The sequence below is a fragment of the Amycolatopsis sp. QT-25 genome (genome assembly GCF_029369745.1).
Lineage (GTDB): Bacteria > Actinomycetota > Actinomycetes > Mycobacteriales > Pseudonocardiaceae > Amycolatopsis.
Genome location: NZ_CP120210.1, coordinates 7,794,497 through 7,812,761 on the forward strand (window position 1 = coordinate 7,794,497; position 18,265 = coordinate 7,812,761).

At 65.4% G+C, this 18,265-nt stretch carries 24 protein-coding genes; 11 read left to right on the forward strand and 13 right to left on the reverse strand.

Annotated features, from left to right (window positions below; genetic code table 11):
• Nucleotides 1–271: 271 nt before the first annotated feature.
• From P3102_RS36750 to P3102_RS36760, 3 genes are all read right to left on the reverse strand, one after another.
• Nucleotides 272–526 (reverse strand): AMED_5909 family protein, encoded by a 255-nt coding sequence (locus tag P3102_RS36750; RefSeq protein ID WP_276365249.1) that lies wholly within the window; start codon nt 524–526, stop codon nt 272–274.
• A complete protein-coding gene (locus P3102_RS36755) occupies nt 504–752 on the reverse strand; it encodes a hypothetical protein (RefSeq protein WP_276365250.1) in 249 nt (82 codons plus the stop codon). The genes P3102_RS36750 and P3102_RS36755 overlap by 23 nt, the downstream gene beginning before the upstream one ends.
• A gap of 303 nt (nt 753–1,055) precedes the next feature.
• Complete coding sequence (locus P3102_RS36760) at nt 1,056–1,517, reverse strand: hypothetical protein (RefSeq protein WP_101611406.1); 462 nt, start codon at nt 1,515–1,517, stop codon at nt 1,056–1,058.
• 168 nt (nt 1,518–1,685) lie between these two features.
• Between P3102_RS36760 and P3102_RS36765 the strand changes: the two genes are divergently transcribed.
• Together P3102_RS36765 and P3102_RS36770 are read left to right on the forward strand one after the other, a co-directional pair.
• Complete coding sequence (locus tag P3102_RS36765) at nt 1,686–2,453, forward strand: GntR family transcriptional regulator (RefSeq protein ID WP_073845835.1); 768 nt, start codon at nt 1,686–1,688, stop codon at nt 2,451–2,453.
• 13 nt (nt 2,454–2,466) lie between these two features.
• Nucleotides 2,467–3,129, forward strand: coding sequence for a YdcF family protein (locus P3102_RS36770; protein WP_276365253.1), 663 nt, complete (start codon nt 2,467–2,469; stop codon nt 3,127–3,129).
• Nucleotides 3,130–3,183: 54 nt separating this feature from the next.
• Here the strand turns inward: P3102_RS36770 and P3102_RS36775 are convergent, their stop codons facing one another.
• The gene (locus P3102_RS36775; protein WP_276365254.1) at nt 3,184–4,008 is read right to left on the reverse strand and encodes a hypothetical protein; all 825 of its coding nucleotides are present in this window, start codon (nt 4,006–4,008) and stop codon (nt 3,184–3,186) included.
• Between the two features lie 512 nt (nt 4,009–4,520).
• Here P3102_RS36775 and P3102_RS36780 point away from each other — a divergent pair.
• Entirely contained in the window at nt 4,521–4,748 is a 228-nt protein-coding gene (locus P3102_RS36780; protein ID WP_276365255.1) for a hypothetical protein, read from the forward strand.
• Between the two features lie 449 nt (nt 4,749–5,197).
• Here P3102_RS36780 and P3102_RS36785 read toward each other — a convergent pair whose 3' ends face one another.
• From P3102_RS36785 to P3102_RS36795, 3 genes are read right to left on the reverse strand one after another with little or no spacing between them, the layout of a single operon-like run.
• Complete coding sequence (locus P3102_RS36785; protein ID WP_276365256.1) at nt 5,198–5,779, reverse strand: hypothetical protein; 582 nt, start codon at nt 5,777–5,779, stop codon at nt 5,198–5,200.
• Nucleotides 5,780–5,791: 12 nt separating this feature from the next.
• Nucleotides 5,792–6,274 (reverse strand): macro domain-containing protein, encoded by a 483-nt coding sequence (locus P3102_RS36790; protein ID WP_276365257.1) that lies wholly within the window; start codon nt 6,272–6,274, stop codon nt 5,792–5,794.
• 13 nt (nt 6,275–6,287) lie between these two features.
• Nucleotides 6,288–6,671 carry a DUF4433 domain-containing protein gene (locus tag P3102_RS36795; protein ID WP_276371519.1) on the reverse strand — a complete coding sequence of 128 codons (384 nt, stop codon included), beginning with the start codon at nt 6,669–6,671 and terminating at the stop codon, nt 6,288–6,290.
• Between the two features lie 712 nt (nt 6,672–7,383).
• On the opposite strand from P3102_RS36795, the gene P3102_RS36800 reads away from it, so the two are divergent.
• Entirely contained in the window at nt 7,384–7,917 is a 534-nt protein-coding gene (locus P3102_RS36800) for a hypothetical protein (RefSeq protein WP_276365258.1), read from the forward strand.
• A 5-nt stretch (nt 7,918–7,922) separates the two neighbouring features.
• Nucleotides 7,923–8,417: a GNAT family N-acetyltransferase gene (locus P3102_RS36805; RefSeq protein ID WP_276365259.1), complete on the forward strand. Its 495-nt coding sequence runs from the start codon at nt 7,923–7,925 to the stop codon at nt 8,415–8,417.
• A 4-nt stretch (nt 8,418–8,421) separates the two neighbouring features.
• Here the strand turns inward: P3102_RS36805 and P3102_RS36810 are convergent, their stop codons facing one another.
• Nucleotides 8,422–9,075, reverse strand: coding sequence for a hypothetical protein (locus tag P3102_RS36810; protein ID WP_276365260.1), 654 nt, complete (start codon nt 9,073–9,075; stop codon nt 8,422–8,424).
• An 85-nt stretch (nt 9,076–9,160) separates the two neighbouring features.
• Nucleotides 9,161–9,562: a DUF4279 domain-containing protein gene (locus P3102_RS36815; RefSeq protein ID WP_276365261.1), complete on the reverse strand. Its 402-nt coding sequence runs from the start codon at nt 9,560–9,562 to the stop codon at nt 9,161–9,163.
• A 220-nt stretch (nt 9,563–9,782) separates the two neighbouring features.
• On the opposite strand from P3102_RS36815, the gene P3102_RS36820 reads away from it, so the two are divergent.
• A complete protein-coding gene (locus tag P3102_RS36820) occupies nt 9,783–10,310 on the forward strand; it encodes a GNAT family N-acetyltransferase (protein WP_276365262.1) in 528 nt (175 codons plus the stop codon).
• Here the strand turns inward: P3102_RS36820 and P3102_RS36825 are convergent.
• From P3102_RS36825 to P3102_RS36835, 3 genes are all read right to left on the reverse strand, one after another.
• Nucleotides 10,307–10,645 carry an MmcQ/YjbR family DNA-binding protein gene (locus tag P3102_RS36825; protein ID WP_276365263.1) on the reverse strand — a complete coding sequence of 113 codons (339 nt, stop codon included), beginning with the start codon at nt 10,643–10,645 and terminating at the stop codon, nt 10,307–10,309. The genes P3102_RS36820 and P3102_RS36825 overlap by 4 nt on opposite strands.
• A gap of 112 nt (nt 10,646–10,757) precedes the next feature.
• Nucleotides 10,758–12,443, reverse strand: coding sequence for a bifunctional metallophosphatase/5'-nucleotidase (locus P3102_RS36830; protein WP_276365264.1), 1,686 nt, complete (start codon nt 12,441–12,443; stop codon nt 10,758–10,760).
• A gap of 189 nt (nt 12,444–12,632) precedes the next feature.
• Complete coding sequence (locus tag P3102_RS36835) at nt 12,633–13,121, reverse strand: GNAT family N-acetyltransferase (RefSeq protein ID WP_276365265.1); 489 nt, start codon at nt 13,119–13,121, stop codon at nt 12,633–12,635.
• 150 nt (nt 13,122–13,271) lie between these two features.
• On the opposite strand from P3102_RS36835, the gene P3102_RS36840 reads away from it, so the two are divergent.
• Nucleotides 13,272–13,919 carry a VanZ family protein gene (locus P3102_RS36840; RefSeq protein ID WP_276365267.1) on the forward strand — a complete coding sequence of 216 codons (648 nt, stop codon included), beginning with the start codon at nt 13,272–13,274 and terminating at the stop codon, nt 13,917–13,919.
• On the opposite strand, the gene P3102_RS36845 is transcribed toward P3102_RS36840, so the two are convergent.
• Nucleotides 13,860–14,036 carry a hypothetical protein gene (locus P3102_RS36845; protein WP_276365268.1) on the reverse strand — a complete coding sequence of 59 codons (177 nt, stop codon included), beginning with the start codon at nt 14,034–14,036 and terminating at the stop codon, nt 13,860–13,862. The genes P3102_RS36840 and P3102_RS36845 overlap by 60 nt on opposite strands.
• A 190-nt stretch (nt 14,037–14,226) precedes the next feature.
• Here P3102_RS36845 and mug point away from each other — a divergent pair, with 190 nt between their 5' ends.
• The 4 genes from mug to P3102_RS36865 all read left to right on the forward strand — a co-directional run bounded on the left by mug (nt 14,227) and on the right by P3102_RS36865 (nt 18,246).
• Complete coding sequence (gene mug, locus P3102_RS36850; RefSeq protein WP_276365269.1) at nt 14,227–14,778, forward strand: G/U mismatch-specific DNA glycosylase; 552 nt, start codon at nt 14,227–14,229, stop codon at nt 14,776–14,778.
• A 282-nt stretch (nt 14,779–15,060) separates the two neighbouring features.
• On the forward strand, nt 15,061–15,861 hold the full coding sequence (locus P3102_RS36855; protein ID WP_276365270.1) for a response regulator transcription factor: 801 nt from the start codon (nt 15,061–15,063) through the stop codon (nt 15,859–15,861).
• A 138-nt stretch (nt 15,862–15,999) separates the two neighbouring features.
• Nucleotides 16,000–17,844, forward strand: a complete 1,845-nt coding sequence (locus P3102_RS36860) for an acyl-CoA dehydrogenase (RefSeq protein ID WP_276365271.1) — start codon at nt 16,000–16,002, stop codon at nt 17,842–17,844.
• Between the two features lie 126 nt (nt 17,845–17,970).
• Nucleotides 17,971–18,246, forward strand: a complete 276-nt coding sequence (locus P3102_RS36865) for a GlsB/YeaQ/YmgE family stress response membrane protein (RefSeq protein WP_276365272.1) — start codon at nt 17,971–17,973, stop codon at nt 18,244–18,246.
• Nucleotides 18,247–18,265 lie beyond the last annotated feature (19 nt).

The following is an 18,265-nucleotide window of genomic DNA, read 5'->3' on the forward strand; positions in this document are numbered from 1 at the left end:
CCGGCAGGGAGCGCATTCCGTCTCGCCGGGCAGGAGCTTGGCGAACCGCTTACAGACTGTGCAGCGCGTTCGGGTGACCCCGTCTAGCGGACGCTTGTTGCCATCGTTTAGCGTTGTCATTGTTCACTTCCAGAGGTTGTGGACAGCGCAGAACCGGCGAGGTTCCTAGGCCAGTTACCGGTTCTGCGCCTTACGAGACAAGGGAAGCGTGTGAGGACGTGTTTGTACGCCGCACGTCCCCGCGTGCGTTTTTCGCTCTGTCATTCAGTTTCTAGCTGACTTGCGACTTGCCCTTTTGGATCTGCGCGGCCACCTCCTCGGCCTTCCGCTCCTCATAGCCCACCCAGTAACGAAGTTCGTGGTGATGCCCTCGGTCCACATCAGACACAGCGCGGTACATGCGCGCGTTGGTCTGGTGGAACTTCAGCCACGTCTCCAGGTTCGACCCCGGCTTCGGCCTGCGGGCCGAGGCGACCGCGTGCGCGTCTCGGAGGGTTTGGGGTTCATTCCGGCCGGGTGTCGTCATCGCGCGCCACCTGATGCTTGGCGAGGAAGACGGCCAGTTCGTCCGCGCTGTCGCGGATTTGGCGAAGGAGCCGGATGAACTCCGGCCACTCGGCCGGGTCGGACGGCGGCAGGATCGCCAGGCTGTCCGGATCCAGGTAGATCACCAGAGCGGGGTTCGCCGAACCATTGCCCTGCATTCCCGCGACCGCCCGCCGTCCCGGCTTCCACATCGCGTTGAACGCCACGGACCTGCCCTTCCTCGCTGTAAGCACGGATCTCCCAGGACCGCGCGTTCTCCTCGAACCCCTCGGCCGCCGCCGACACCGCAGCCAGCACCCACCACGGCAACTGACCCTGAGTCGCCAGCTCCCGCCACGCCGAGGCCACCGCCCAGGAAGCGACGGCCATGTCATGCGCCGCCAAGGCATCCCCACCTTGTGCGGTCCGTTGCGTCATCGCGCTGTAGTGGCGATACGCCGTCTCCCAGCTCTGGACCAGGTGCGGTAGAACCACGGCCACGCCCTGACTGCCAGGCACCCGGCCCGTCATCACGCCGCCTTGGGCGTGGACTCGGCAGTGTTGGAGGCACGGCCCGACTTGGATGCGCCACCCGATGCGGCAGCCTTGAAACCGGTCGCGCGGAATACGTAGGACTGGTACTTGAACTCGCCCTGACCAGCCACCTTCGGTTCAGCCGTCAGGCCCTCCAGCTCGATCGGCCGCATCCCCGGCAGCACCTCCGACGTGGTCGGCACCGGCTGCACATCGGCCAGGAACGTGACGTCGTAAGACGCGCGCTTGGAATTGGTCTCGCTCGGGTCGGTGACCGTGGCCTTCCACTGCCGCTTGCCCGTCACTTCGTCGACCCGCTGACGAACAGGTCGACCTGCGGAGCGGTCTTCCCGCGACTGGTACTCGTTGTCCGGCGCGACCTCTCCGACCATCACCAGCCCCAGCGGGAACGCGGCATCAAAGTCGATCTCGAAACGGTGTCCCTTGGCGATCGCCATGTCGTCTGTCTCCTGTCGTCTCTGGAGCCCTACCGGGCTTGCACCTGTTAGAGGTAGTTCTATTAAGCGCTTCGTCGCCCCTGTTGTCAATAGAACTATCTCTATCTGTCTCCGTAGACCATGATGGGGTGATACCGCTAGCGTTATCGACCGACGAAGGAGGACCAGGTGGGCACTGGCTACCGAGAGCTGGCCGCGATCCTGCGAGACGCGATCCAGCGGGGCGACTACGCCCCGGACACCACGCTGCCCAAGCAAGACGAGCTGGCCGACGAGTACGACGTCAACGTCAACACCGTTCGCAAGGCCGTTGGGGTCCTCGAAGCCGAAGGACTGGTCACGCCGATCAGACGACGCGGGACAGTCGTTCGTGCACGCCCGCCCATGAAGCGCCTGGGCAAGGATCGGTACGCGAAGAGCAAGTGGAAGTACGGCGATACCGTCGCCTTCGTTGCAGACCGTGAAGCGTCCGGCCGCGACTGGAAGCCGACCGACCAGACGCAGACCGTCGCCAAGATCGAAGCTGACCGAGAGGTCGCCGACGCCCTCGGTGTCATCGTCGGATCACCGGTCTACGAGCGGGCACGACTGGTCAAGGACGCCGGCCAGCCCACCCACGTGCTCACCAGCTACTACCGGCCCGCCGACGTCGAAGGCACGCCCATCGTCGACCCAACCCCCGGCCCAGCCGGACGAGGAGGCGGGTTTCTGGTCCTCACCCTGCAAGGTCTTGAGCCGGACACCATGACCGAGACCTTCTACGCGCGGATGCCGACGCCCGACGAGGCGGAACAGCTCGAACTGCCCGCAGGCGAACCCGTCATGGTCCTGCAACGCCGCACGTACACCGAGGACGGCCGCGTGGTCGAATTCGCACGAGGCGTGCACGCCGCAAGCCGCTTCTCCTGGACCTACACTTTCAAGATCCCCGACTGACCCCGGAGACCCCATGCCCGAGCGCTCGACCACCCTGCCGAACGACCTCCGCGCCGACGTCCAGACGCTCTGGGACTACCACGACATGCACCACGAACTCCGGCCCGCCGACGTCGGGATCGGACTCGGTAGTCACGATCTCGGGGTCGCGACCTTCACCGCGGAACTGTTCCACGCTGGAATGTTCCCGCTCATCGTCTTCACTGGGGCCAACGCGGCGACGACTGTCGAACGGTTTCCGCGCGGCGAGGCGGTGCACTACCGCGAACATGCGCTTGAGCTGGACGTACCGGATGACGCCATCTTGGTCGAACCCGAGGCGCGGAACACAGGCGACAACATCACGCTCACTCGGAAGCTGCTGGAGTCACGCGGCATCGAGGTCAGGTCGGTCGTCCTCATCTCTCGGCCGTACCAGCAGCGACGCGCGTACGCGACCTGCAAGAAGCTCTGGCCCGACGTCGACGTCATCTGCGCTTCACGACCGCTGCCGCTGGACGAGTACATCGAGAGCATCGGCGACGTGGACCGCGTCATCAACATGCTGGTCGGTGACACGCAGCGCATCACCGTTTACGCCGAACGCGGCTTCGCCATCCCACAGGAAGTACCTATAGAGGTTTCCGATTCCTACAACAACCTGCTCGAAGCAGGATTTAAAAAACGGCTTATCTGACGATTGTGGCAGCCAAATTCTTATCTACGACCTATCGACATGCCCGGAATCATTTTAATGATCAGTGGAGTTCTTCGACCCATTGGAGCGAAACAAGGAAGGCGACTTAACCTTGGCCAACCATGGAAACTTTGCAAAATCTTCTGACGTCAGCCCCTCTGCGGTCACCAGTCGAGCCAGCTGTAAACCTTTATCAGTCAAACTGTACAGAGGTCGAGTTCCATCAAACTTAGAAAGCCGAACTCGTCCATCAACCCTAATTAAATCGTGCTTTATGAGCTGCTTAATTCCAAGCGAATCCGACTCAGCGACAATGGTCGCATCCCGCAGACTGCGGGCTCCCAACATTGATACAGCCAGTTCGGCCAGAGTTCGCGCTGCTTCGTCGCTCAAATTTTCCAAACCTTCTCTTAGAAGGCGCTCGATTACAACATTAGACGGGCGCGACCTCATTCGGTGCTTCAGGTGCCGAAAATGAATTTGATCATCAGGTCCACCAGCAGAAGCCCTCGTCGACGCATTCACCTCCTGCTTGAGTTCCGTCAGAGCCGACCGCATCTCTTGAAAGTATGACTCAAAAACTTCAGCTGGATCAGACTCGGCATCTTCCGCAACGTTCTTCTCAGACTCATGAGTGACGACAAGCATCTTATCGAGCAACTTACCGAACTGCGTATTCAAAGTATCATTCGTAGCCTGCGTCCTTGCGCGCAACTCGCTGAGTATCGATTTCGTCTCAGCGTTGATTTCCAAAGTAGATTTGCTCTGCTCAGCCGCCGCAGATGTTTGCGCAACAAATATCATAATTTGAATTGCGAACGCAAGTATTGCGAGCACTAGCGCGACGGTGGACAAGGTGTCGATATCTTTGATACTCACTACCGTGATTAGAACCCCAAGGCAGCCAACACCTGTCAGGGCTCCTACCAAGCCTACAGTCTTCCACTTCAACAATAGTTGGCCACCAGCGCCAGGCGCAGAAGGTTGGTCACTCGACATCAATTAATTCCCTTTCATAGCATGCTGGATGCGTCATACGTGATGACCATCAATCGCGAACCGCAGGAAATCGTTACAGTTGTGCGCCTGATCGTTACCTGCATAGCGTTGGCTTTGACCGAACCAGGGCCCGGACATTCCTCAGCGAACAGAGCCTGAGGTTTGCCGAACTTGGCTCTATGGGATCAAGGCGCGCCGCCAGCGGCGGCGCGCACGTCACCTTCCGTTCGGCGGCCCACCCGCTCGCGGGACGGACGGCCTGCCGCTCCGCTCCGGCCGCCGCCCGCCGGGTGGGCGTGCCGGACCGATAGACCGCACAGCGCGCCGCCGCTGACGGCGATCAGCTCATCGGCCTAGTTACGCATCCCAGCGTCGCTGGGAGAGTCGACCTCATGCCGACTTCAGACCGCACCGCAGCAGAGGCACACGCCGCCGCAGCACGCCACGTGCTCGACCAGGCCAGAGAAGGCACAGACCCGATCCAGCTGGCCACCGCCGAAGGGCTCTTGGCGGTGTATCACCAGTTGAAGGACATGCAAGACGACTCGATCAGCCTCCGGGGAGCAGCCGACCTCGCCGACGCCATGGACAAGCTCAGCCACAAGCTGTCCGAACGCTAGAGCCGCCACCCCGAAGCCGGATCATGACTACGGCCGGTAGCACCGCGTCAAGGCGGGAAAGCGTGCCTTGACCCGGCACCACCGGCCGCGTGCTGGCTTCGTATCGGGATGGCGGGGGAGGTGTGGGTGGAGCGCAGGCCATGCCATTAGCGTGCCATTCAGGCCGGTCAACCAAGGTCAACGGCGGACACAGCAGGGCAGGCGCATCCGCAGGTCAGAGCCACTTTCCAGCATGATCACCCTGGTTCCCAAGCTGAATACGCGGGTTCGATTCCCGTCATCCGCTCCAAAAAAGTTTCAGCAGGTCAGAAAGGGTGTTTCCCGGCTCGGGAGGCACCTCTTTTCCGTTGCCTGCCGAGGCTCCAGCAACATACTCGGCCGGATTCCGATCGTCCTCGGCGGCGAACATGCTCGCTAAGCAGCCCACTATCCTGGCACCAGCGCGAATGTCACATGGTGACGGTGGTGTCCACGAGTTGGACCTGCTGAAGGTGACGGTAGGCGGTTTGCGCCTGACGCGGTTTGAACAGTCGCCCTTTCCGTTCCGACCAGCGGCCGATAGCCGCCACGACCTCATCCAGCGACGGCGTGCTGGGTGCGTGCGAGACCACGTAGTGCACCGTCGACAGCAGCTCGATCCCATACGGGAACTCAAATCCGTCCACGATGGCCTCGAACCGCTCCAAAGTTCGTCGGAAGGCTTCGTCCCCGCCCAGCACCTCTCGCGCTTCTTGCAGTGCGCTCTCTTCGAGAGTGAGGGTGGCTTTACTGCCGCTGCTGCCGTCCCCGAAGCCGTGGAGGAAGTGGCCTTCGACGCTGCTGATGAACTGGTCGATCGTGGAGGCGTAGGGGCCGAAATGGCTTGGGGTGAACGTCCACGTCGTCTTCCCACCAGCCAGTTGTAAGAAGTATGCGACCTTCTGCGCTTCCACCAACGAGATCGCGCTGCTATCGGACGATCCTGAGCTGACGCTACGGTCGCGGTACCGCTCGAACGCCAACAGCAGCGCGGCTTTCGCTTTGGTCACCACAGGGCGTTTCGTTCACACCGGCATGTCCTTCGGATCAGGCGCATCCGCCGGTGGATACACCAGCACCCGCACCCCGTCCAGGTCACCCAGCGCATCCTGGATCATCGGATACACCTGTGCCCAATCCAGCCCACCATTACCGCACCCCAACGGTGGCACGGCGATCGAGGTCATTCCGTACTTCACGATCACCCGCCGTAGATCTCGCAGCCCGCTGGCGACGTCCTCGATCCGCGACCGGGCCTTCCAATGCCCCTTGGTGGGGAAGTTCACGATGAACCGCGGTCCGGTGATCGCGTCCCACTCGTGCACGAACATCTCACCCAGGCGTACCTGTTTATCTTTGCACGCCTTCTCGTACTGACGAAAATTCTCCGGGAAAGCCCGCTTGAACTGCAAGGCGATACCCTTGCCCATCACGCCCACGGTGTTCACCGTGTTCACCAGGGCATCAACATCCGCCGCGAGCAGGTTGCCGGTTGCTTCCTCGATCATTTTCGCCTCCCTCTCAAATGTAGTAGCCAGGTATGACTTCAACGCCCATTTCGACAGGGAGCAGGGGACGGATAATCGACGCCACTCGCTGCGACTTCACCGCGACCCCAGCCACCAGGCCCAACGGGAAGAATTCGTGTACCGGAAACTCCGCCATCCGTCGGTTGCGGCGTTGCCCATCCTCAGGTGTGTTCGCCCAATACTGGGCCTTCATGATGTCCCAGTCGGTGTTGTCGTCCAACTCGTTCCATGCGTTGTAGAACTCGGTCAGTGCGGCTCTCGCGTTGCCATCCGTGCACACCCACCGCAGCCCAGCCGTCCGCACTCGTTCCAACGACGACACCAGATAGATCAAGTCCTGGTTCGAGGTGTGGACAGGAACCTTGCCGTGGCTGATCGCTCATCATCGGCGACCGCGGCGCGTAATAGAACGGCACGTAATCAGCGACCACGCCACCCGGCGGACATGGCACCACCCTGGTCCGCCGGTCATTCTTGACTCCTTCGTTGGCGCACTCGGTGAACGCTCGACCATCGGCCGTCATCCGCGAGTCGCTGTGCAACCCGCCATCCGCCACGATGCCGGCCAGATTGGCGTGGTCGGTGAAGTGGAAGATGAACCGATCCTGCACGTGAGCCACCCTGACGCGCAGCCCGTCTCATCCCGCGACGGCCACATCTACCACCTGACCAACACGGCACGTTCGGCCGACCCCCACAGTATAATAGAACAAATGTTCGAGTACCGACAAGTAGGCTCGTCGGTCGATCGTCCGGCTGGGCCATCAACGGGCCATTAGCCGATCTGTACGGGCCGGCCGCTCATGCGGTCGCCATCCGCGTTCGCGACGGACCGCTTGCTCGCCGAAATCGTGCTCACCGTCCACCACGCCGATGGCGCGAAAACGGCGACGCGGGTGACAGCCGCCTTAGCGCTGTCAGCGCGGCGGGCAGCCACACATCGACACCACCTCGGGAAGGCGAGCCTCCCCGCGAGGCAGAACCGGTTTCGGATTTTCGCCAGTCGTCGAACCGTCATCCTGCCTCAGTGAAGAACGCGCCGATCGGTTCGGGACTCCTCCCCACACCCCGGAGGTACCTTCTCGCGCGTGAGGAGAAACCGGCACGACAGCACCGCGGTCGCCTTGTTGACCGTGGTGGCCGGGTCGCTGATCCTCCCGCTTTTGCTGTTCGGCGTGGTCTTCCTCCTGATCGGCTTGAACACGGGCAGCGGGCCGGGGCCGTACACCGTCGTTTTCGCCAAGGCGGGTGAGGAGTGCGGGGCGAGCGGGCAGTATCTCGACGCGTCCACCGGCGAGCCGCTGAGGTGCATGGGTCCCGGCCTGCTCCGGACGTCCGCGGTCGAGTTCCCCGGTTTCTCCGCTGAGCAGAACGGCGAGGTCCGCCGTTGGCTGACCACCTTGGCGGAGGACGGCGAGCTGAGCGTCTTCGACCATCGTGCGGTCCAGGCCAGGATCGACGGGATCGCGGCCGGATTGCCGCCGGGGACGCGCGTCGAGCGGGAATCCGGCTCGACGGAGGTCTGGATCGGCCTGGCCTTGGCCGGCGCCGGGCTGCTCTTGGGTTCCGGTTTCGCCTGGCGATGGCACCAGAACCGCCGGGCCGGCTTCCGACTACCGTGACGAGCATGGAGATCCGGGAGTTCACCGAAGACGACTGGGTGCAGGTCTGGCCGATCGTGCGCGAGGTCGTGCGGGCGGCGGACACGTTCACCTACGACCCGAACCTCACCGAAGAAGCCGCGCGGGGGACTTGGGTGCAGACGCCGCCGGGCCGGACGGTGGTCGCGGTCGAGGACGGCCGTGTGCTCGGCACGGCCAAGACGGGCCCGAACCACGGCGGGCCGGGATCGCATGTCGCGACGGCCAGTTTCATGGTGGACAAGGGCTCGCGCGGCAAGGGTGTCGGCAGCGCGCTGTGCACGCACGTCCTGCAATGGGCCAGGGAACAGGGGTTCGCGGGCATGCAGTTCAACGCGGTCGCCGAATCCAACGCGGCCGGGATCCGGGTCTACGAGCGGCTCGGGTTCAAGATCGTCGGCACGGTGCCGGGCGCGTTCGAGCACCCGGCGCTGGGGCGCGTCGGGCTGCACGTCATGTACTGCGACTTCGGCCGAGGCTGACGGGTCAGCCTTCGACCAGCTCCCAAGGGTCGTCGGCGCTCGGCCGGTCGTACACCTGGCCGGGTGCGGCGCTCAGCACCAGCGCGACGTCCGGGTACAGGGTGACGGCGTGCTCCATCTCGAGGGCTTCGACCTCGAAGTCCTCGTTCTCCGGCACCGCGAAGCCGACGAGCAGCCAGCTGCCGTCGGCCTCGCGCACGACCTGGCGCACGGCGCGCGCCGGGGCGGCGGGGTCGGTGGAGATCTCGGCGAGTTCGGTGCTCACCTGGACTTCTTCCAGCGGTGAGCCCGGATGCGTCCACGCCGCGAGGCGGGCGGCGCGCACCAGGAGGTCTTCCTCGTCGTCGTCCGAATCGGCTACGGAGCTCAGCAGCCACGTACGCCGCTCCGGGTCCCAGTCGGCGGCCATGCCGGTGGGGAGGCCGGCGAGCACGGCGAGTTCGGGAATGAGCTCCACCGCTTCGCGCAGCGGCAACGCGCCGAACGCGTCGCGGTTGAGTTCCATGTCCTCGGAGAACTCGTTGCCGTCACTGATGAACCAGTCACCGTCGTCGTCCAGTACGACGAACGCGAGGTTCGACGGATCGTCCACCAGCGACCGGGAGATGATCACCGGCGATTCGGGATCCTGACGCAGCGGCCAGTTCTCGCTCGACATGCTGGGCTCCCAACGGGGTTGTCCGGCTGTGGGGCCCCATCCCACCATCTCCGGCGATCCCGCCGCGCACCGGACCGGCGGAAGGTCATTCGCTGAGGTCGTACTCGTCGACGTCGAGCGCGGCGGCGGCTTCGGTGAGGAACGCGAGCACGGCGGGTGACAGATGCCATCCGAATTCCTCGCCGCCGTCGCGGTGGTGGAAGTAGCGCACCACTCGCAGCACCGCGCTCGCTCCCTCGTCCACCAGCTTCCGGATCCCCGGGCGGACCGGGGCGAGCCTGCCGATCACGCTCTCGATCTGGTCGTCGACCGGTTCCGAACCCCGATGCGTCACCTTCCACGCGTGCATCCGCGGCAATCGGTGTTCGGCGGACCGCGAACCCAGCACCAGTACCTCGTCGGGCGCCATGCCGAGCCGCGCGGTGATCTCCCCGGCGGACACGGTCTCGCTCTTCAAGGCGAAGTAGCAGTACTGGTGGACCTTCATACGCCCGGCACCCTAGCTTTCGGGCAGGTTGGCCAGGTGAAACGTGATCAATCGCTTATCGAACGTCCCGCGCTGCAAGACAGCGACACCCCGTCGACGGCGAAGTACGGCGCTTGGGAGCGCGCGCCAGGGTGCTGCTGGAAGTCCCCATTAAGCGGTGGCCGCTCACGGGTGTCGCCCAATAGTCTGGAAAGTCCGGATACCGATCTTGGGATGGACGATGCTGACCGGTGAACTGATCCGTTTGCGGCCGCTGGAACCCGAAGACGCGGACACGCTGTGGCGCTGGCACAACGACCCGGAGGTCACCCGCTGGCTGCCTGCGGACCATCCGGAATCCCTCGCCCAGATCCGCGAACGTTTCGCCCGCCGGAAGCCCAACAGCTTCGACCAGGTGAACTTCGCGATCGAAAGCCTCGCCGTCGGCACGTTGATCGGCACCTGCACGCTGCGTGACGCCACGCCGGAAGGGGGCCGCGCCGAGCTCGACATCTACCTCGGCGAGAAGGACCACTGGGGCGGTGGCTACGGCACCGACGCCATGCGCACGCTCTGCCGCTACGGCTTCGACATGATGCGGCTGCACCTGATCGCGCTGTGGGTCGTGGTCGACAACGAGGCCGCGATCCACGTCTACAAGAAGCTCGGGTTCCAAGTGGACGGCAGGCATCGGCAGTCGTTCCGCGGCCAGAACGGCCAGTGGCACGACGAGTACCTCATGAGTCTGCTCGAAGGAGAACTCCGCTAGTCGTTCAGACCTTTCGTGAGTCTGGCGGGTGCCTTCCTCCGCCAGGCTTCTTCGACGAGCTCACGCAGCTGTGCCTTCTCGACCTTCTCCAGGTCCACGAGGATCGCCCCGTAGCCGTCGTAGTGCGGCGTGGTGAAGTACGCGGGGTCGCCGGAGGCCAGCAGGGCCTCCTTCTCCGCGTGCTCGCACAGCAGCATCAGCCCGCCCTCGGCCTCGGTGCGCAGGCGGGCGAAGCTCTTGCCCGCGACCTTGAGCGACGGCGTGCGGTACGACGTGGACTCCTCGACCTCCGGCAGCTTGCCCGCCAGTGCCACGACTTCTTCCCAGGTCGTCATGGCGGCCATTGTGCCGTGGGTCACCGACAAATCCACCCCCGTAGACGCCATGAACGGTCCGTTCCCTGCGCATTCGCAGGGAACGGACCGTTCATGGCCTTCGCGAGAGCGGCTACGGCAGGACGGTGATCCGGTCCGCGGCCGGGGGCGCGATACCGGGGTGCGCCCCGAAGTACGCGATCAGCGCGTCCAGGTCCACCGGACCACCCGACAGATCGGTCCCCTTGGTGAACTCGGTGAAGCCGTCCCCGCCGGCGGCGAGGAAGTTGTTCACCGAGACGCGGTACGACGCGGCCGGGTCGATCGGCGTGCCGTCGAGCGTCAGGTTCGAGATACGCGCGCCCTGCGCGGCCGACGCCGAATACGAGTACTTCAGCGACTTCGAGATCTGCAGGATCCGCACGACACCGTTGGCCTGCCACTGCTGTTCGAGCACGTTCTTCAGATCGGCCCCGGTGAGTGTGATCGTCTGCATGATGTTCGCGAACGGCTGCACGGCGAAGGCCTCGCCGTAGGTCACGATGCCGTCGCCCTCGCCGGCGGGTGAGGACGGGAAGGTGAAGTCCGTGCGGATGCCGCCCGGGTTCGTCATGGCGATCTGCGCGCCGTTCGACCGCGTGGCCTCCAGCTGGGCGTCGGCGATGACGTCGCCCAGCGGGGACTCACCGGAGGCCGCGCCCTTGGCGACCAGGTCCGCGGTGATGGTGCCGACGGCCTTGTTCGCGATCGGCGCGGCCTTGGTCTTCGCCTCGTCGATCAGCTTCACGACGTCGGCGTCCGGCGTGACGTCGCGGGTGACGATCTGGTTGTGCGCCTTGGTCTCGCCACGCACGACGTCGCGGGTCCGGCGGTCGATCTTCAGGTCGACGACCGAAAGCAGACGGCCGAACGACGCACCCTGGATCACCGGACGCGGCTTGCCGGCGGGGTCGGCGAGCACACAGTTGTACTGCTGGTGGCTGTGCCCGGTGAAGACGGCGTCCACTTTGGACGTCACCGTTCGCGCGATCGCGGTCGCCGCGCCCGGCTTCACCTTGCACTCGTCCGGCCCGGCGGTCTCGGAGTTGTCGCCCTGGTGCAGCAGCACGACCTGCGCCTTGACGCCGAAAAGGTCGAGCAGTTTCGCGGTGCGGTCGATCGCCTCGACCTCTTCGCCGAACTTCAGGCCCTTGATCGCTTCCGGGGTGACGACCTGCGGCAGATCCTTCAGCGTCGCGCCGATGACACCGATCGGGACGCCACCGGAGAACTCGATGCTGAACGGCAGCAACGCCGGGACACCGTTCTCGTAGTACACATTGGCCCCGAGGAAGGGGAAGTTCGCGCCCTTGAAGGATTTCCGGAACTGGCAACCGTCGGTTCCGTGGCAGCCGCCGTGCTGCATCCGGCGGAGTTCCTTGAGCCCCTCGTCGAATTCGTGGTTGCCCACCACGGAGGCCCGGACACCGAGCCGGTTCAGCAGTTCGACGGTCGGCTCGTCGTGGAACAACGCGGAGATCACCGGCGACGCGCCGATGCTGTCACCGGCCGAAAGGACGACCGAGTTGCCCACTTCGCCGCGGAGCTTCTTCAGGTGCGTCGCGAGATAGGCGGCACCGCCCGCGTTGACGGTCGCGCCGCCGGGCAGCGTGACCCGGCCGCTCGAACCGGACGGCGGTTCGAGGTTGCCGTGCAGGTCGTTGAACGTGATGATCCGGACGTCGGTGGTCGCCGACGCGGCGGACACGGGCGCGGCGACGGCGGCCAGCGCGGTCAGCGCGGCACCGGTGACGACGGCCAGCCGGGTAGACAGCTTCATTCTTCCTCCGATTCGCGCCCGAACGTCCCCATCGGGCGCACGGCGGAGGAGTCTGCCTGGCGAGTTCGACGATCACCAGAGGAAATAGCCGGACGATAAGCAAACGTCACATGACGAGTGAACCGTTCGGAAGTACACGCGCCACCGGCGGATGAGGACGCGGGCGCGGTGCGGGTCCCACGAAGACGGCTATTCACTGTTCTCGGCGGTAACCGGTAGATAGAGACGCTCACGCCGACGAGTGACGTCGTTCGGCATCGGCTCCAGCTCACCCGTCGCGAGGAACCCGAGTTTCGCGTAGAGCCGCCGCGCCCGGTCGTTGTCCTCCGCGACGTGCAGCCACACCTCACGCGCGCCGTCGGCCTCGGCGGCCGCCCGCAGCTCACCCATCAGCTTCGTGCCCAGCCCGCGACCACGCGCTTCGGGCGCGACCCACATCGAATAGAGGATCCAGCCGTCGTCCCGCGCCCGCCCGGCGACGAGGCCCACCGGAAGGTCTTCGTCGAAGGCCGCGAACCAGACGTCGCCCGCCAGCTTCGCGAGCCATTCTTCGTCGGACTGCGCCCGCTCGGCCGCGGCGATCGAGCCGTAGTTCTCGGGGGTGTCCATCAAGGCGCGCAGGCGGATCTCCCGGAAGATGTCGAGATCCGCGGGAGTGAGCCGTCGCACGAGCAGCATCCGGGCAGAATCCCACGTCGGCGGGCGGATCGCGGAACGAATATCGCCGATCGGCCAAGATCGGGGTCGGCCACTCGGCCGACCCCGCCCCGGCCGGCGCGGCCCTTCGACCGAAGTGGCGGGAAGGGCCGGGTCCCTAACGTCGATGTCATGACGAACGCACAGGTCACCGCCCTGCAGTACGGCTTGATCGGCTTCTTCGCGCTCTGGGCGACGGTGCTGATCCCGCAGCTGATCATCCTGCACTCGCGGCACGGCCAAGCGCGTCTGCGTCCCGTCCTCACCACGGCCGCCGTGCTGCTCTACGGCAGCATGACGCTGGCGGTGACCTTTCTACCGCTGCCCGGCCCCGGCGCCGAACGGCCGAGCCAGACAGTGCAGTCGAACCCGTTCCAGTGGATCGCCGACATCCACACCGAACTGCTCAAGCACGGGCTGCCCGCGGCCGACTGGTTCACCACGCAGACCTTCCAGCAGGCCACCATGAACGTGCTGCTGTTCGTACCGCTCGGCTTCTTCGCCAGGACGCTCTGGAAACGCGGCCTGGTCGGCACGACACTGATCGGCCTCGCCGCCTCACTGCTGATCGAAGTCACGCAGCTCACCGCGAACTTCGGCACCGCCCCCCACGTGTACCGGATCTTCGACGTCGACGATCTGCTCAACAACACCGGCGGCGCGGCGCTCGGCTGGATCGCCGGAGCCCTGCTGCTCAGCCTCGTGCGGAAGCCCGTTCCCTCAGCCGTCGAGCTTCAACTTCCGCGCCGCGAGCGGGTCGACCTCGCCCAGATCCGCTAGCCTCACCTGCCGTCGCCGGGCCGCGCGCCGCGCGGCCCGCCGGTCTTCCGCGAGCACCAGCACGGTCGCCACCACGAAGATCAACGCGACCACGCCGAGGATGAGCGAGAACTGCACGACGCCTCCTCGGATACGACCTTGTGTGCGAGATCACAAACAGTACGCACGTCGTGGTGACTTGGCCACCCCTTGCGACGAAAGTAGGTGTCCTGCCTCACGCCGGGACGAAACCTCTCGGACCGGACGTCGACTTCACCGTGAACGCCCCTTTCGCGCCTCCCCCGGCAGCGTGCCGGAGACTGGCCTGGTGAGGACGAAACCGACGAAGGAAGAGCTGGCCGCCGCCTACGGCAAGACCATCGACGACGTCATCGCCCCGGATCTGGACGTGCTGTTCTGCGGGATCAACCCCGGTCTCTACTCCGGCGCGCTCGGCCTGCACTTCGCCAGACCGGGGAACCGGTTCTGGCCCGCGCTGTACCGCGGCGGCTTCACCCCGCGCCTGTTCGACCCGAGCGAGCAGGACGAACTGCTGGGCCTCGGCCTCGGCATCACCAACGTCGTCGCGCGGACGACGGCGCGGGCCGACGAGCTGACCCCGGACGAATTCCGCGAAGGCGGACGGCTCCTCGCGGCGAGAGTCGCCGAATACCGGCCACGCTGGCTCGCCGTGGTCGGGATCACGGCGTTCCGGGCCGCGTTCGGCCTGCCGAAGGCGAAGGTCGGCCCGCAGGACGCCGGGATCGGCGGGGCCCGGGTCTGGGTACTGCCCAATCCGAGCGGGCTGAACGCGCACTGGACGCCCTCGGCACTCGGGGACGAGTTCGGCCGTTTTCGCGCCGAGATCCACTCTGAGTAGCGAACCTGTCAATATCTTTCCTCGTCGCGCTCATTCGAGCCAGAGTTCCACAACCCGCTGATACGCAGAGTTTGCTGCGACGCGGCGATACATCTATGAGGGGGATACCGCGTCACGCGGACCGGCCTACTGACTCGTAATAGTTACGAGGTGTCATCTCTGTCCGGTCCCGCAGGGGGGACCGGTTGACGAGGGCGACCACGCCGGGGGGCCGTGGTCACCGAATGGACTTTCGAGTCCTCTCGTCCGGAGACGACGGGCAGGAAGACGGAGGGGTCCGTGATGCGAGGCATCGAGCCGAACCGAACGCAGGCCGGCAGGCCTGGGGGCCTGTCACCAGGCGGCCGGGGCCTCGGCGTGGCCGCCGTCGATCCGATCCCGATCTTCTGCGAGGGGCTGAGTTCGCTGGTCCATCGCACGCCGGGGTTGCAGTGGCTCGGGCACGCCTCCAGCCACCACGCCGCGCTCCAGCTGTGCGAGCAGCTCAAACCGGACGTCATCGTGCTCGATTCGGCGCTCGACCCGAACTGCCACCTGTCCCGGCTGCTCAGCGGCGGCGATCCGGCGCTGGTCATCATCACGCTCGTCAGGGACACCAACCGCACGCAGCAGTACCTCGCCGCGGCGATCGCGGCGGGCGTGCACGCGATCGTGCCGCGGGCGACCGACGGACGGCATCTGACCGAGGCGATCCGGCGCGCGCACAGCGACCGCCGGTACATCGACCCGACGCTGGCGGCGCTGACCGCCCGGCCGAAACGCCAGCCGGTGCCCCCGAAGCCCGGCGACGCCCCCCAGCCGGCGCCCACGCGTGGCCTGATGCCCCTGTCCCGACGCGAGTATCAGGTCCTGCAACTGGTCGCCGAAGGGCTGGAGAACTCCGGGATCGCGAAGATCCTGTTCCTGTCCGTGGAAACCGTGCGAACCCACGTGAAAAGCATCCTGCGCAAGCTCTCGGCCCGTGACCGGACGCACGCGGTGACCATCGCTTTCCGCTCCGGCATCCTGATCGCGACCCCCGACGACGCACACGCCCCGGCCGAGGCGACGCCTCCTGCTTCGATCGCGCCGTCGCCCCGCTGAGCCCCCCGGATTGCTGATTTGCACATCACAACAGGGGCCATTCACTTGCCGCCGGTTACCCACAGGTAATATCCTGATGTTACCGGCGAGTAGGGAACATGTGCCCGGCCGGGGAGCCGAACACATTGGAGCGACGACATGGGCCACTACAAGAGCAACGTCCGAGACCTGGAGTTCAACCTCTTCGAGGTACTCGGCGTGCAGGACCGCCTCGGCAAGGGCGTCCTCGCGGAATCCGACGAGGAGACCGCCCGCGGCGTGCTGACCGAGCTGAACAAGCTGGCTTCCGGTCCCCTCGCCGATTCGTACGCCGACGCGGACCGCAACCCGCCGGTGTACGACCCGAAGACCTTCTCGGTGAAGATCCCCGAGTCGTTCAAGAAGAGCTACCAGGCGCTGATGGACGGCGAATGGTGGCGGCTGGGCCTGCCGAACGAGCTGGGCGGCTTCGGTCTGCCCCCGACCGTGCAGTGGGCCGCGGCCGAGCTGATCCTCGGCGCCAACGCGCCGCTGTTCATGTACATGGCGGGCCCGAACTTCGCCGGCATCGTCGACAAGAACGGCACCGCCGAGCAGAAGCGCTGGGCGCAGCTCATGATCGACCGCGGCTGGGGTGCCACGATGGTGCTCACCGAGCCCGACGCCGGTTCCGACGTCGGTGCCGGTCGCGCCAAGGCCGTCAAGCAAGAGGACGGCTCCTGGCACATCGACGGCGTGAAGCGGTTCATCACCTCGGCCGAGAACGACATGGTCGAGAACATCATGCACCTCGTGCTGGCCCGTCCCGAGGGCCCCGGCATCGAGACCCGGCCCGGCACCAAGGGCCTTTCGCTCTTCCTCGTGCCGAAGTTCCACTTCGACGGCGAGACCGGTGAGCTGGGCGAGCGCAACGGTGCCTTCGTGACCAACGTCGAGCACAAGATGGGCATCAAAGCCTCCACCACCTGCGAGCTGACCTTCGGCCAGCACGGCACCCCCGCCAAGGGCTGGCTGCTCGGCGAGGTGCACGACGGCATCGCGCAGATGTTCCAGGTCATCGAGTACGCCCGCATGATGGTCGGCACGAAGGCCATCGCGACGCTGTCGACCGGTTACCTCAACGCGCTCGAATACGCCAAGGAGCGCGTCCAGGGCGCCGACCTGCCGAACATGCTGAACAAGGCGGCACCGCGCGTCACGATCACCCACCACCCGGACGTCCGCCGCTCGCTGATGCTGCAGAAGGCGTACGCCGAAGGTCTGCGCGCGGTGTACCTCTACACGGCGACCTTCCAGGACCAGGTGTGGACCGGTGAGGGTGACGAGGCGTCGCTGAAGGTCGCGCACGGCGTCAACGACCTGTTGCTCCCGATCGTCAAGGGTGTCGGTTCCGAGCGCGCGACCGAGCAGCTCGTGCAGTCACTGCAGACCCTCGGCGGGTCCGGCTTCCTGCAGGACTACCCGATCGAGCAGTACATCCGCGACGCGAAGATCGACTCGCTGTACGAAGGCACCACGGCCATCCAGTCGCTGGACTTCTTCTTCCGCAAGATCGTCCGCGACAAGGGTGCTTCGCTGGCCTACGTCGCCGGGGAGATCACGAAGACCATCGATTCGGAGATCGGCAACGGGCGGCTCAAGAACGAGCGCGGCTTGCTCAAGCAGGCGCTCGAAGACACCCAGGGCATGCTCGGCTCGCTGATCGGCTACCTGACCTCGTCGCAGGAAGACCCGCAGAACATCAACAAGGTCGGCCAGCACACGGTCCGCCTGCTGATGTCGGTCGGCGACCTGCTCATCGGCTGGCAGCTCATCAAGCACGCCGAGGTCGCCATCGGCAAGCTCGACGCGGGCGCGTCGGCGAAGGACACCCCGTTCTACGAGGGCAAGATCGCCGTGGCGTCGTTCTTCGCGAAGAGCGTGCTGCCGGAGTTGACCGCGCGCCGCGCGATCGTCGAGGCCGCGGACAACAGCATCATGGAGATCTCCGAAGCCGCGTTCTAAGCCGTTTTTGTGACGAAAGGCCCTCTTCCTCGCGGAGAGGGCCTTTCTGGTTTCGAGCGGCTTTTCGGCGGGCATCTCCGTGCTGAGTCCGCCACCCCCGGCGGAGACCTCGGCAAAGGAGTTCCAATGACAGTCACCGGCATCATCACGGCGATCGTGGTCGGTCTGATCCTCGGGGTGCTCGGCAGGTTCTTCGCCCCCGGCAAGCAGTCCATCCCTATCTGGCTGACGATCGGGGTCGGTATCGTGGCTGCCTTCGTCGGCACCTGGATCGCCCGTGGGCTCGGCTACGCGGACACCAACGGCTTCGACTGGCTCGAACTCATCACCCAGATCGTGGTAGCGGCCATCGGTGTCGCTCTGGCCGCGAACCTTTACGGACGCCGGGGTGTCACCCGGTAAGGGGTCTTGAAGCGCGATA